Below are 13968 nucleotides of genomic sequence, written 5' to 3'. Positions count from 1 at the left end.
CGTGGTGACCCGTTGGTCCGTAATTCGAGCCATTCTCTCAATGCTCAATAGGAGGTGCCTTCACTGGCTACTAACATAAAACTGGAATGGTGGGATCAGCTTACTCTTCATCTTCGTTAACCGCTTTAATCAGATCTCCGTAGACTTCCTTCGTGTGAGCAGATGCATGTTCTTTAAAATGTGTAAACAACCTCATACATCTAATTGCTTGTATTTTATTATTAGCTTCAGCAGACTTTTCCAAACAGCTAAACAAAAATGTGAAGCCTTCTGAAAACCTCCCCTTGCGAAAAAGATAGATCGCCAATTCCCTTGCGAAATGAGTGTATCGCTCCGTTGTGAATCGTTGAGTATACAATCCTTCAACTTTTTTCTGCTCCAGAAAGGAGATGATTTCTTCTTCGAATTGCTTTAAAATATTATCTACATCAAAATGGTATCGGTTAGCTGCCTCAATCATAATATCAAGTGCGGGAAGAATCTCATCTTTTCTTGAAGAAATATAAGCTACATAATCAGAAAGAACGCTCTTATCACCAGAAAGAAGCTTATTAACATACGTGTTTACTACTGCCCAGTCTTCGTACTTTTTTCTCCATTTCAAAGCTTCTTCATCTGTATCAGTAACCCAACTTAAATCAGCGTATTTTTTAATGTGTTGAAGTCCCTTTTCATAGTCTTTCCTCTCACCACATGCTTGTGAACGAAGTAAATGCGAGAATGCCCAATACGCAAACAAAGGAAAATTAGGTTTCTTCGAATTATCTTTGTGTACATGATGCCGCTGTTGTTGCAGTTTGTATTGAATTTTTGCCTTGTCTCCCATAGCTTTAGCGAATAGTTCTACTTTATCCCATTTTCGTAACGAACGATATGTATTCGCCAAGTCTTTTAATGCCTCTAACTGATCTACCTCATCTAACCGTTCAATGTAAGGCTCAAATTGAATGGCTGCATCATAGTCTTTCTCTTGATCGTCTCCAATACGAATCGTAAACAATCGATACTGGCAAACGGCTAATCGTTCTGAATACTGATACTTTTCCCCTTCTGCCACATTTTCATAAAGGAACGCCGCTGCTTCAGTATAACCTTTTTTATAAGAATCCTCGGCTACTTCAAAAAGTGAAGGAAGATAAACAGGATTATCTAGCAACATACCTACAACTCTTCGCAAGCAATCAAGTCGTCCTAGCTCCACGCAGCGGTACAAAAAAGGACTGATTCTTCGCCAGTTGAGCGGTTCTTCTTCAATACATTCATCAATATAACGTTCATAAAAATAATCTGGTGGTAAATTCATTCCCATAGTGATGCGATCTAGCTGGTGAACTGAAATTGATCGGTTGCCCGTCACAATGCCACTAACTGTTCCTACATTCAAATCAATCATGTGACCAAACTCGGTCATGGTTAAGCTTTTCCGTATCAGATAGGTTTGTACTTCTGCTCTAATCGTAGGTGTGATCTCCATAGATAAACCACCCTTTCAACATAAACTCGACATATAATACATAATTAAACTATGTAATGAGAAACAGTTAGTAAAAATTACTTTATCCCATCATTGTCTTTTGGAACAAAGTCATATACCCTTCGTTGTTTACAACAGCACACATTACATTTTTGCACTTTTTACATATATTCCTCAAAAGAGGATTTCCTCATTTTGCTTATATACAGCAAAACACGCAATAAAAAGGCTAGACGGATCATTCCATCTAACCACTTAATAATAGTATATTTTTAGGTTATACTGTATCCTATACTGGAGACCTTTTTATTCTCACAATCCTCCGTGTTGTCCAGTGGGCTCATAAATAGACCCCTTATCTTGATACTGAAGAGGGAGAACTACTACTACTAGTATAAAACTAGTAACTAAAAAAGATAGAATTACTTCACGTTTCATTATTATCCACCTCATTAATTAAATTTCTGTATGCTATCTTCGTCTCAGATGCTGCACACTCCTGATAGGACTCATACATCTTTACACACTTAATTATATACGACTTATTTTTGATTAATGTAGATTTTTCCAAACAATTTAACAAAAAAGTAAATCCATCTGCAAAATTATTTTTGTTAAAGTAGTAAACCGCTAATTCATTTGCAAAATGAACATAACGTTCTATAACTAATTGTTGATTGTACGTACCTACACACTCAGGTTTATCCAGCAAAGCTAAAATTTCCGTTTGAAATTGATTTAGAATATGATCAACATTTAGATGATATCGATTAGCAGCTTCAAGTATGTTATCTAATCCGGAAAGCAACTCTTCTTTCCTTGAAGAAAAAAATGTTACATAATCAGCCAAAACAGCAATTTCACCAGCATGAAGTTTATTTACATAAGTATTAGCTTTAGACCATTCTTTATATCTCATTTTCCACTTCAAAGTAGTTTCATCAGTTTCTTTCACCCAACTTAAGTCACCATATGTGTACGTATGCTGAAGTGCCTTCTCATAATCTTTATGGGCCTCACAAACTTCTGCACGAAGTAAATGAGAAAAAGCCCAATAAGCAAACAGAGGAAAGCTTGGTTTCTTTGCATTTTCTTTTTTGGAAGGATGCCGTTGTTGCTCCATGTTATATTGAATTTTGGCCTTGTCGCCCAGAGCTTTAGCGAATAATTCTACTTTGTCCCATTTTCGTAATGAACGGTATGTATTCGCCAGATCTTTTAAGGCATCTAACTGTTCTATCTCATCTAGTCGATCAACGTATATTTCAAATTGAACGGCTGCTTCATAGTTTTTCTCTTGATTATCTCCTTGCCTTGTATGGAACAAACGGTACTGACACATAGCCAGACGTTCTGAATATTGCTTTTTCTCACTTAGAGCCACATTCTCATATAGAATAGTTGCCGCTTCGTAAAGCCCTTCTCTAAAAAGTTCTTCGGCAAGCTCAAATAAAGATTCTGAATAGCCTAGTTTATCCATCAATAAATTAACCACATCATGAATGCAGTCCAATTTATTGAGTCTCGCACAATTATGTATGAAAGGACTCATTCGACGCCAATTCGGATTAGCCTCCGCTAAATACTCAGACACATAGCGTTCATAGTAGTAACCAACGGGGTAGCCCATTGCTTGTGTAATTCGATCTAACTGATCCACTGAAAGTGTGCGGTTCCCATTAATAATACTGCTCATGGTGCCCGGATTCATTTCGGCTGCTCTAGCTAAATCACTTAGGATTAAATCATGATCTCTCATATGTTTTGCTATCTCTGTGAGTATCGTGGTTGTTGTGTTGTACAAAGTAACCACCCCTTATCAGGAACTTATTAGGATATCAACTCATTAAAAAAGGACTATTGCAATCCAATGATTGTATAGCCTTTCCGCAATTTATTGTACCATCTTTTGGCACAATATCATATACCTTTCAGAACCTTACTTAAGATACCTTTGAAGGGTTTGCAAAGAAAATTAAGCTCTATAAATCCTGAGACATTCGAATCATATCTCTACACTGTATGCCATTCTCATAAATTTCTTCTAGATAGTTATGTCTGACAAAGAAATCTCGATCTACACCCACAATTCTGAAACCACATTTTTGGTAGAGAGCTAACTGTCCAATGCTAGAGTTTCCTGTACCAATTTCTAACGTTTTATAGCCTTGTGACCGGGCTGTTTCAATGGCATGAGTTACTAATTGTCTCCCAATCCCTTTACCATGCATGACTTCCGCTACTGCAATATTCACCACCTCAATTGTTTCGGGTCTTGTAGGTAAAAGAACATAGACTCCCACAATTTGATGCTCAATTTCTGCTACATAACACTGCCCTCTTTTCAAATATTCCTCAACAAGTTGGCGCGAAGGATCAGCTAGTAGCAAGAGCTCTAACGGACAATTTTCATTTGGTTTAAGCAATCTAATATTCATCTATTCTCTCCTGTATGTATTGTTATCCCCGAATTTTCCCACTTCTTGATTTATTCAGAAATCCGGGAGTGGTGGCGATGAGATAAAGCCTTAACTTAGATTGATCTCAATTCATACAACCCCTTTTGAAGCGAAAGACGGGCAGAACATGTACCTTCAAACAAGACACTGATGCCGAACACGGCCGGAAGCCTATCATCAGGAAACCAGGGGCGTTGCTTGTCTGTGACAATAAAGGAACCTTCCACATCCCCTAGCGGTGCGAATTTCTGTCCAGCCCCTCCCCATGAATTAAATTGGAACGTTTCGGTGATTATTTTGGATACCTCTGGAACATCATCAACTGGAAGACCAATCTCGCTTATACGAAGTAGGGAGTGGGGACCGAAAGCTTCAGTAACTGCATTATCGAGTGTATGGTGAGCAATGAATTCAATGAGGTTATGATCCGGATCATAGAAGTAAAACGCCGTGGCATTCCAGTTTTCGAAAAAAAACTCGTCTTCTTGGGATCTTGCAATCAATGTAATCCCCCGGTCGATGGCCCACTGTTTTGCTTCTATGAATTTATTTGTTGGGATCGTAAAGGCAATATGATAAAATTCATTTTCCATGTGGGAGGATTCCTGAAAAGCAAGCACCGATTCCCCTACTTGAAACGACAACCGCGAAGGGCCCTCCTCTACAACCTGCAAATCCAGGAGAGAGCCGTAAAAAGCTTTCATCGCTTCGAAGCTGCGTGTGTCCAAGAGCACTGCTTTTAATTTCATACGATCGTCCTCCCTCATAGATAAAAGATAACCTGTACATATCCAAATTAGCATATCGATTTAGGGCTGTATTGGATCATTATATTGGTTATTGACTATCTTTTAATTCGCTCAAAAGTTTGGCATTTACATCCAACGCCTTAAAACGAAGTAATATAGCCTGTTCATCCAGAACTTTACTTTTTGCCATTTCGAGAAAAAGCTTGGGTTGATCCCGAAATGCCCTTGCACTCCCAATCGAGTATGCTTTCTTGAGATATTCATGAGCTAATACAGGCTTGCTCTGCAGAAGAAGCGTTTCCGCCATTTGAATATAAGGCCCTGCATGTATAATCCGATACCCCGCACTTTCCAAATCTAAAATTTCCTCATTTAAAAGCTCTACTGATCGCTGCATATGGCTGTTATAATTGAGAATTTGAACATACTGATGCAAAGTTACACTTGTAATGCCCCATGTATGCTTAGGTTCGGGGATGAGGTCCCAAGCCTTCTGTGCCTTTTCCTCGGCCAAGTTGCTATCTAACGGGAGTGTAAGAGCTGCTTCCTCTCCAAGAGCCCAAACCGTTTCTTCCAATTGAGCTTCCAGATCATCATACATTCGAATATCCATCAGATTCCTCCCCATAGATAATATAAATTCTAACACTTAGAGATGTCTACTCCTTCATTACGATTAACGAAAGCGCTTAATCAAGGATATCACTCCCCAGATGAGCAACGCCAAGATCCCACTGACGATTACAAAGGTCATTAAGATCGAAGTCCATACGAAATGCAATCAACATCACCCCATGCATCATTTTATGGTCATCTTGTAAAGTATCTTCTAATGTCTCTCCATATTTTAACGCACGTTCACTTCCGCTGCATTCGAATTGAACAATTTTATTTTTATAATCATAGATAAGAATGCCAGCAGCGCAAACATCATTCCGCTCCAGATGAGCTGGTGTATTCCCAGATGAGAGATAAACCATCCGCCTATAGCAGATCCTATCGTAATACCCAGATTAGAAAATGAGACAAACAGGCTGTTACCGAACTCCGGAGCTTCATTCGCTTCAGTGGTTAACCATGTTTGGCTAATAATAAGCCCTCCAGAATGCACGGTTCCCCAAATGAGCACAACTACAATCATCGCTAGGAAAGATGTACCCAGAGCATAAGTGAATACGTAAACGACCATATATAGCAACGGGAACATGATGACGGTCTTGATCAGATTTTTATGTAATAACCCTCCAAATAAAAAGTTCCCAAAAATCATAACGATTCCAAAGACCATCAGCATCATGCTGATCCATGATCCGTTCATAAGAGTTATTTCTCCAAGATATTCAGCAAAGTAGCTATACACTGAAAACATAGCCGCAAAGATAAAAATAACAGACACAATATTGAACCATAATTGAGGCTTGCGTAATATACCAAGCTGTTTGCCATAAGACATCTTTTGCTGGACAGGTAGAGAAGGAAGCCATATGAGAATTCCTACAAATGCAATCATGCTTACGACAGCTCCAAACCAGAAAGCAGCTTCTAACGCTATCTTCTCAGCAAGATAAGAAGTCAAGGGCACACCAAAAGCAAATCCTACTGTAATCCCGGCGAAAACCTTGGTGACGGCTTTACTGCTCTTTTCAGGGGGGACAAGATGAGATGCGGTCACGAGGGCAACTGAAAAAAAGACAGGGTGAAATATAGCAGGGAGAACACGAAAAATGAGCATGACCTCAAAATGAGTAGTATAGGCATAGACAATATTTGAAATAACAAAACTGAATACAGCTATTAATAGAATAACTTTACGATTCATGCCAGAAACGAGTAAGGTCAAAAACGGACCTGAGATAGCAACAACTAAAGAAAATATACTGACGAGCCAACCAGCCTGGGAAGCTGATACATTGAATTTTTGAGTGACTTGGGGAAGAACACCTATAATCCCCATTTCCGTTGTAATAATGCCGAACACGCCCAAAGCTAGAATGATAATAAGTAACGGGTTAACCTTTTTCATATTAAGTATAAGCCTCCAATTAATTATATATATAGATTCGTAGATATGTTATGTGAAAAAAAACTCCTTTCTGTTTATAGTTCTTTTTGGATGTACTCGGCAAATTCCTGTATTGTTTTTTCATTCCGACGATAGTACGTCCACTTTCCTACTCGCTCAGACTCTAACAAACCGGATTTTTGCATCGTTAATAAATAACTTGAAATTACAGACTGTGCCAATCCCGATTTGGCCTGAATATCTCCCACGCATACACCAATTTGGAAATTAAGCCCTTGCTTTAAATAAGCCTGTTCATCAAAATAATCTTCCGGTTTTTTTAACCACTGCATAATTAGACGACGAGTCTCGTTGGACAAAGCTTTATAAATCAATGACGGTTCCATACATCACATTATATCTACTTTATTAGATTTGTAAATATTTAATTCAGATGATTACATAATAAAATATAATAAAGGCTGCTTCCTCACGGAGAATCCGCTTGGAAACAGCCTGTTCGTGTCATCTCAACTACACAGATTTACTCTTATTCGAGCGGTACATCAAGTACAGAAAATACGGTGCACCGATCAATGCAATCAGCAATCCAGAAGGAATTTCGGTCGGTGCAAGCACGGTCCGTCCAATCGTATCCGCCAGCACCAGCATGACCGCTCCCAAGATGCTCGACAGAACAATGGAACGGCGTACATGGTGCCCGATCAACGTACGCACAATATGCGGAGCAATCAGCCCGATGAAGCCAATTGTACCCACACAGGCTACTGCTCCACCTGCCAGCAGCACACCCACTACCATCGCCAACAGCCGGGTGCGGCGCACCGGAAGTCCCAGACCCATGGCACTGCTATCGTCAAATACCAAAAGATCGAAACGACGAGCCAGACACCACGCTACTGGCAACAACACGAGCAGAAAGGCCAGAATGGTCGCCACCTGCCCCCAGTTTCGAGCGTAGGTACTACCAGTCAGCCAGATATAGCCTGTGCTACCCCAAAGTGAACCTTGGATGATCAACACCTGAATACCGGCTGACCCGATGGCAGATACGGCAATACCAAGCAGGATGACCACAGACGGATTGAGTTGCTTGTTCCACGATAAAAAGAAGATTACCGCTGCCGACACCGTCGCTCCGGCAATTGCTGCGATGGGCAACATATAAATAGGCAGCCCAGGCCACACGATAATCACTGCAAGCGCGCCGAAACCAGCCCCCGAAGAAACCCCGATGATTGAGGCATCCGCCAAAGGATTACGAACCGCTAGTTGGATCAAGACGCCGCTGACCGCAAGCGCGATACCAGCCCCGGCTGCCACCAATGTGCGTGGTATTCTAAATTGTAGCAAAGCCGAATTCGCGTTCTCCCCGCCAAACAGGCCAGACAGCAGATCCCCCACCGGAATGCGCATGCCTCCAAACATTAGACTGAATACCGTTAATATCACGGCACAGCAAGCAAATATTGTAACCAGTCTGCCAAACGGTAATTTCCGAGAGCGCACACCTATGTTCATTGAAGACTGTCCACCGATACCGGAAGGCAGCTTCATCTTCCACAAAATCAGCCAAATCAACCAAGGTGCCCCGATCAAGGCCATGACCGCTCCGGTTGGCAAATCCATACTTGATTTGTGAACCATTTTCGCCAGCACGTCTGCGCCTATCAACAGCAGTGCCCCCCATAGGAAGGAACCGGGCAGTACCCAACGATGCATTTTCAGCCCGCTTAAGCGAACCAAATGCGGAGCCACCAAACCTACAAATCCAATGGGACCAATGACGCTGACTGTAATGGTCGATAGCAGAACCGCCAGCACAATTCCCACCGCCCGGGTTAAGCTAACCTTTTGTCCAAGGGATGTGGATGTGGACTCATCCAGATCCAGCACATCAAACTGCCTTGACAGCATAACAGCAATAACCGAGAGTCCTACTACCCAAGGCCAAGCGTAAGTCGTCCCACTCCAATCATTTTGCACCAGTGAGCCCGAACCCCAGAGAAACAGCCCCTGTGTTTCAAATGAATAAAAGATATGCAACGCTCCGGTAAATGAACCAAGAACCATGGATACGATCAGGCCGGCAAGCGCCAACCGAATCGGTGTTCCTGCTCTTCCTCCGCCCATAAAATAAGCCAGCACCGCTGCCAACAGCCCGCCAGCGGCGGCAAATAGAAATGGCGCCTGGTGCAGCAAGCCAGGAAACATCACTGCACCAAGTACGACCACAAAGTAGGCACCAGCGTTTATCCCTAGGGTATCAGAAGCCGCCAGTGGATTTTTGGTGATGGCCTGAAGCAAAGCACCGGCAATAGCCAGCGCGCCGCCAGCCAGGATTCCAATAACCGTACGCGGCATCCGAAGATCCCACACCATGTTATGCTCAAGCGTATCCTGACGCTGGGTCAACGCCTCGATGACTGTATGCAGCGGGATCGAAGCTTCCCCATAACACAAGCTTACAAAAAAAAGCACGATGAGGACGAGCAAACCGCCCCCAAAGATGCTTCCTATACGCCAAGTCTTCGATAAACCCGTTGTGTCCGTTCGGGTCATTTCGTCAGAGCTCCGACTACTTGATCAACCAGTACTTTGGATGAGATTGGGCCACCGAATGTCCATGTTGTGCCGTCTAGCGGGTAGGTCCGTTTCTCTTTAACAAAGTTCAGTCCGTTCCATACCGTGTTGTTCTTCATCGCGGCGCCAAATATATCGTCCGTCTTTTGCGTAATGTAGATAAAATTACTGTCCTGTACAGCTGGAAGAGCTTCGATTCCAACGGTACTAAATCCGTACTTCTCAGTCTGGTCCGACTTCCAGTCATTCACCATACCGATTTTCGCAAGTGTTCCCACTACAACCGAATTTTCTTTAAACATTCGCAGACTGGCAGCATTTTGAGATGTAAAGGCTTGTGTCAGTGCATAGTGAAAGTCTGCTTTGCCCGCTTTTTCCAATGTAGCCTTTGCCTCTACATAGTGCTGGTCAAGTTCGCTTAAGACTTTATCAGCCTGTTCCGTTTTACCGGTAGCCACAGCAACTTGCTTGAAAATTTCAACCATACGATCGTAATCATAGCCGTTCCCCTTGTAAGGATCGAACTCTATCGTTGGTGCAATTCCCTTAAGCTGTGCATAGATCGCTGCATTGTTATCGGCGTTAGAGATAATAAGATCTGGCTTGAGCGCCGCAATCGCTTCGAGATTGGGTTCGCCCCGTGTGCCGATATCCGTTACGGTATCAGCCAGCTTCGCCTCTGGTGTCACCCACAGCTTGTAATTGGCATTGTCCGCATTCCCGACCGGCTGTACGCTAAGTGCAATCAGATCTTCGGTAAACGTCCATTCGAGTACGACGACACGTTCCGCTGGCTTGTCCAGCTTGACTTCGCCATGGTCGTCCTTAACCGTAACCGGACCAGCTGCTGTAGATGTCTGCTCAGACCCTGTAGCCCCTTCCGTCTTCGAGCTATTCCCAGCCGAACCGCAGCCTGCCAATACAATCGCTAAAACTACAAATAACAATAGTCCATTCAACATCTTTTTCATTTCTCTCAATCACCCCTGTATGTATATGCATCGGAAAATGATAATCATTATCAGTAAAAGAGTATAGGGGTTAGTGATTTTTGTCAATAAGGATATATTGAAGTTCAATTGAATCGCACATAGGTTCCGTATATGATAGTTTTATCATTGTTTAAGGGAGGCTACATTGAAGTGGCAGTATTAATCAACGAGCAAATTAAAGCTGACGAGGTGGTGCTCACCGGACTCTCAGGGGAGAAGCTCGGCGTTGTTTCCAAGTCAGAAGCCTTGGCTATGGCCCGATCCAAGGGAGTGGACCTGGTCTGCACCTCACTGATGAGTAGTCCGCCACCGTGCAGCTTGGTTGCAAAGGGCAAAGGAAAAGCGCTTGTGCAAAAAAAAGCCGCAGCAAGCAAAACAAATAACGGCCAAGCCGCAGGAAACAGCGGCAAAGAAAAGGTCAAGGAGCTTCGCTTCACCGCTCACATTGAGGATCATGATTACGACACGAAGCTGCGTCAGGCGGACAAACAACTCCGTTCTGGTAAACCGGTACAGTTGGTCGTTAAGGCCTCAGGCGCAAAAGAAGCACCTGTCGCCAAAGCGGTGCTGGAGCGTCTACTGGGTGATCTGAAGGAAGTCGGCGTAAAGGAAACTGGAATCCAGACGGGCGGCAAGGGCTCACAGGTAAAATTAAACCCTCGCTGAATGGCGAATCGTTAGATTGGACAAGTCTCTTCGTCCGTAGAAAACAGAGGGCACATTCGGCCCTCTGTTATAAATCCCTTGTTTGAATTTTTCTTTTTATCTTCGGCACAAGTCAGGTGAAGCAGAGCGAGCAGATTCAATGTGGTTATCTGATTTACTATGATCAAGTGCTCCACCTCATTCCTGTTCTTGTCGCAGCTACTTTGCTCCAAGGGAGATACCAAAAAGGTTTTTCATTCATCAACCTCGATACATAACCGCTTGCTTATTTCAGGATGACGCCGTTCGTTCCCGTTTGCGGTATGACAAACGACCAATCGGCATCCTTGTACAAATGGTTAACAATCTTTCGTTTTAGCGTGAGCTGTTTCGGCATTTGATTTAGACCATCGACGAAATATCCGGCATCCTCCTGCGGCTTGATCACACCTGCACGGTCTGTGGTATAGCCTCCGCCAAAAAACATTGAATACTCCCTGCCATTCTCGTCAACTGCAACCCAGATATCTTTCGTGAAGTTTGGACTGCTGAACGTACCACTAACCGGAATGGTCGCATACATTTTGCCCGAATTGGAACTGTCGGGACGAAGTTTAAGCCCCTTGAACAGATAAGCATCACCCGAATCTTCAAATTTAACGGGATGCACAGCTGAGGTTTGAGCCGGGTCGAGCACGACCGACATTTCGCTTTTCTCTCGAATTATATAGCCGTCCAATACGAATCGAATTTGCTGCTTATCATAAGCGAAGTCATTAAATTGATAGAACCAGTGCGTCTTGCCACTCCAACGGTCCAATTTAGATCGGCGTTCGAATTCAGGTTCTCTGTTATCCCCAAGCCATTTCCCCTGTGCATCTTCCAGATGATACTTAAGCTCGTGGAATCCGCTTTTTCCGTTCAGCGCTCGGCCTGCCGCTTCCGGAGTCAACTCTGTCGTATATTCCAATGATCCGCCGCTTGGTGTCCGAGTAGCTCCCTGCATGTGAATTTGTAAGCCGCTTGGCGTCTCATACGTTTTATCAATTGGAGTCAGCAACGTTTGCTCTTTGGCTTTAGTCAGATCTGCCTCAAGATTCAGTCTCCAATCTCCTTTTACCGTTTTAATAGGAGCTTCCACATTGAGTTTATCCGCATACAGCCTAAGTTCACGGATATGCGCACTAAGCTGAAGCTTGTCAGTCAGTACTGGCCTCGTAAAGTCGAACTCAATCCTGCTAGTTGTCTCGTTGCTCCCTGTGCTTACTTCAAAAGGAACAGCGCCAATATCACCTCTCTGGTTATCAAAGATACTGAAATCGACATCTTGAAGACCAAAATCCCCGGCTATAGCATTTCCTTTGGCGTCGAAAACGTCGATCCCGATAATCATTCTAGTCGAATCGGCGATAAGTTCGTTGACTTTCAGGGTGTAACCCTGATCTTTAGCGCTGGCGCCCGAAATCTGTACCAGCCCTGTTTCACGTGCCTTCTTCATACCGCTATCCACATAACTATCTTTCGCAAACAGCGATCTCACCGTATCTGCGAGAGTTGGCTGCGTATACAGTAGTGTGCTAACCGCAAATACAGAGACGACGACCACCACACTCCATACTTTAAGCTGTGAAGAGCATCTGGTAAGGCGGTAATGTTTCACCTGAGCAACTATGGACGTGTCATCGTACGCTGCTGCGTTCTGTTGCCGCTTCCCGTGTCCAGTCGATCCCGTCATAATCTGTGCCTCCGTTTCCGCGGGTTGCCCGCTCGCAGAGTATCTGGATAGATCCTGATCGCTCGCGTCGGCTCTGTCAGCTGGTTCGATCTCCACTCCTTCCAGTTCCAGCATCACCTGGTCGGTAAACTCATCAGGAAGCCTTTCGTGAAACAACGAATTTTCCCAATTCCTATCTTCTATCATCGATTTACTGTCTACTGCTTCAAGATTGGCTTTTTTCGTTGTTGTACGACCCCAGAATCTCATAACGTTGCCCCTTCCTGGCTTCTACGGTTTTCCGTAGGCTGATTTTAGCACGGTGGACGGCGTTGTTAACCTGCCGAACCGACATGCCAGTAATACTAGCGATCTCCTTGTGACTCAGTTGGTTAGTGTAGCGCAGAATCAACACAAGTCGATAATGTTCGGGTAGCGTCTCCAACAAGCGATCCAATTCGAAACGTAGTTCCTTTTGCAGCAACTTTGATTCCGGTGTTTCACGTTCATATGTATCTTCCTGTACCGGAGACTTCGGTTCTTTTCGGCGTCCACGGTCCTTCTGCAAATTGACGGCAATTGTATACATCCAACCGGCAAAACTTTGCGACGGGTTATGTGCTGCCAGTTTACGATAGGCTTTAATTAGTGTCTCTTGGGTCAGATCCTGAGCATCCGCTTCAGAAGTCCCCATCTTGCGAAACAAACCGTAAAGCTTATTCTGATAGCGCCGGACAATGTCTGCGTACGCCTGTTTATTGCCTTTTAATACAACTTCAATAATGGAATGATCGTCTGTCAGCTCCACGCGTTCCCCTCCTCTTACGGTCCGGCTTTTATTTGTTTCATTTCTAAGACTCCTAATCTGCATCTTTTCTCTCACTTGATCCATATAAAAAAGACCTTGAGGTTTTGTTGCCCTCAAGGTCATGAACACTTGGCTCATTTCTCTATGCCTAGTTCAGCTGTGAGAGGATCACCGCTTTACTCATAAAATACATGCCTTAAACTTATCGCCAATTCTTACAGCGCTCAAGCAACAATCTTCAGCCGTAGATTCACCCTATGACCGCTCTATCAATAGCCTAAGTAAGATGGACAGAGCAATATGCTTGCTAAAATAGACCCGTTTGAGTACAATTCCCATAAGAAAATCCCTTGGGAGGAATTGGAATGTATTGAAAAAATGTCCCTCGTTAAGCCCGTTCTCCTCATCCATGTGTTAGTTTCAACTCACCCCAATAAATCGGAGGGAGAATCACTAATGAACATGAATGGACCTATTCACGTTTCTCGAATTGAGAGATTTCAGACTTGCCACGAAATAGC

Annotated in this window: 12 protein-coding genes; 1 reads left to right on the top strand and 11 read right to left on the bottom strand. The window is 43.5% G+C overall.

Translation table 11 applies throughout. The annotated features are described in order from the left end of the window. Window positions 1-100: 100 nt before the first annotated feature. From KSP24_RS14175 to KSP24_RS14135, 9 genes are all read right to left on the bottom strand, one after another. The gene (locus KSP24_RS14175) at window positions 101-1474 is read right to left on the bottom strand and encodes a helix-turn-helix domain-containing protein (RefSeq protein WP_216975489.1); all 1374 of its coding nucleotides are present in this window, start codon (window positions 1472-1474) and stop codon (window positions 101-103) included. A 427-nt stretch (window positions 1475-1901) separates the two neighbouring features. Then, the gene (locus KSP24_RS14170) at window positions 1902-3233 is read right to left on the bottom strand and encodes a helix-turn-helix domain-containing protein (RefSeq protein WP_216975675.1); all 1332 of its coding nucleotides are present in this window, start codon (window positions 3231-3233) and stop codon (window positions 1902-1904) included. Between the two features lie 223 nt (window positions 3234-3456). Then, window positions 3457-3912, bottom strand: a complete 456-nt coding sequence (locus KSP24_RS14165) for a GNAT family N-acetyltransferase (protein ID WP_216975487.1) — start codon at window positions 3910-3912, stop codon at window positions 3457-3459. A 95-nt stretch (window positions 3913-4007) separates the two neighbouring features. Further along, entirely contained in the window at window positions 4008-4682 is a 675-nt protein-coding gene (locus KSP24_RS14160; protein ID WP_216975486.1) for a VOC family protein, read from the bottom strand. An 88-nt stretch (window positions 4683-4770) separates the two neighbouring features. After that, complete coding sequence (locus KSP24_RS14155; RefSeq protein ID WP_216975484.1) at window positions 4771-5295, bottom strand: hypothetical protein; 525 nt, start codon at window positions 5293-5295, stop codon at window positions 4771-4773. A gap of 234 nt (window positions 5296-5529) precedes the next feature. Continuing rightward, entirely contained in the window at window positions 5530-6705 is a 1176-nt protein-coding gene (locus KSP24_RS14150; RefSeq protein WP_137078176.1) for an MFS transporter, read from the bottom strand. A gap of 74 nt (window positions 6706-6779) precedes the next feature. After that, complete coding sequence (locus tag KSP24_RS14145; protein WP_014599587.1) at window positions 6780-7091, bottom strand: ArsR/SmtB family transcription factor; 312 nt, start codon at window positions 7089-7091, stop codon at window positions 6780-6782. 127 nt (window positions 7092-7218) lie between these two features. Next, window positions 7219-9267, bottom strand: coding sequence for an iron ABC transporter permease (locus tag KSP24_RS14140; RefSeq protein WP_216975482.1), 2049 nt, complete (start codon window positions 9265-9267; stop codon window positions 7219-7221). Further along, window positions 9264-10259, bottom strand: coding sequence for an ABC transporter substrate-binding protein (locus KSP24_RS14135; RefSeq protein WP_216975479.1), 996 nt, complete (start codon window positions 10257-10259; stop codon window positions 9264-9266). The genes KSP24_RS14140 and KSP24_RS14135 overlap by 4 nt, the downstream gene beginning before the upstream one ends. 171 nt (window positions 10260-10430) lie before the next feature. On the opposite strand from KSP24_RS14135, the gene infC reads away from it, so the two are divergent. Then, entirely contained in the window at window positions 10431-10946 is a 516-nt protein-coding gene (infC, locus tag KSP24_RS14130) for a translation initiation factor IF-3 (RefSeq protein ID WP_216975477.1), read from the top strand. Window positions 10947-11211: 265 nt separating this feature from the next. Here the strand turns inward: infC and KSP24_RS14125 are convergent, their stop codons facing one another. Together KSP24_RS14125 and KSP24_RS14120 are read right to left on the bottom strand one after the other, a co-directional pair. Further along, window positions 11212-12909, bottom strand: a complete 1698-nt coding sequence (locus KSP24_RS14125) for a DUF4179 domain-containing protein (protein ID WP_216975475.1) — start codon at window positions 12907-12909, stop codon at window positions 11212-11214. Further along, a complete protein-coding gene (locus tag KSP24_RS14120; RefSeq protein WP_367949340.1) occupies window positions 12866-13447 on the bottom strand; it encodes an RNA polymerase sigma factor in 582 nt (193 codons plus the stop codon). Before KSP24_RS14120 ends, KSP24_RS14125 begins: the two co-directional genes overlap by 44 nt. Between the last annotated feature and the right edge of the window lie 521 nt (window positions 13448-13968).

Source organism: Paenibacillus sp. AK121 (assembly GCF_019042715.1).
In the GTDB taxonomy this organism is placed as follows: domain Bacteria; phylum Bacillota; class Bacilli; order Paenibacillales; family Paenibacillaceae; genus Paenibacillus; species Paenibacillus polymyxa_C.
The sequence above is the reverse complement of the archived record's forward strand: the minus strand, read 5'-3'. Positions and strand labels throughout refer to the sequence as shown.

Excerpts from the sequence above, each read along its gene's own strand:
- KSP24_RS14175 (WP_216975489.1), bottom strand. The coding sequence starts at position 1,474 with ATGGAGATCACACCTACGATTAGAGCAGAAGTACAAACCTATCTGATA.
- KSP24_RS14170 (WP_216975675.1), bottom strand. The coding sequence starts at position 3,233 with ATGAGAGATCATGATTTAATCCTAAGTGATTTAGCTAGAGCAGCCGAA.
- KSP24_RS14165 (WP_216975487.1), bottom strand. The coding sequence starts at position 3,912 with ATGAATATTAGATTGCTTAAACCAAATGAAAATTGTCCGTTAGAGCTC.
- KSP24_RS14160 (WP_216975486.1), bottom strand. The coding sequence starts at position 4,682 with ATGAAATTAAAAGCAGTGCTCTTGGACACACGCAGCTTCGAAGCGATG.
- KSP24_RS14155 (WP_216975484.1), bottom strand. The coding sequence starts at position 5,295 with ATGGATATTCGAATGTATGATGATCTGGAAGCTCAATTGGAAGAAACG.
- KSP24_RS14150 (WP_137078176.1), bottom strand. The coding sequence starts at position 6,705 with ATGAAAAAGGTTAACCCGTTACTTATTATCATTCTAGCTTTGGGCGTG.
- KSP24_RS14145 (WP_014599587.1), bottom strand. The coding sequence starts at position 7,091 with ATGGAACCGTCATTGATTTATAAAGCTTTGTCCAACGAGACTCGTCGT.
- KSP24_RS14140 (WP_216975482.1), bottom strand. The coding sequence starts at position 9,267 with ATGACCCGAACGGACACAACGGGTTTATCGAAGACTTGGCGTATAGGA.
- KSP24_RS14135 (WP_216975479.1), bottom strand. The coding sequence starts at position 10,259 with ATGAAAAAGATGTTGAATGGACTATTGTTATTTGTAGTTTTAGCGATT.
- KSP24_RS14125 (WP_216975475.1), bottom strand. The coding sequence starts at position 12,909 with ATGAGATTCTGGGGTCGTACAACAACGAAAAAAGCCAATCTTGAAGCA.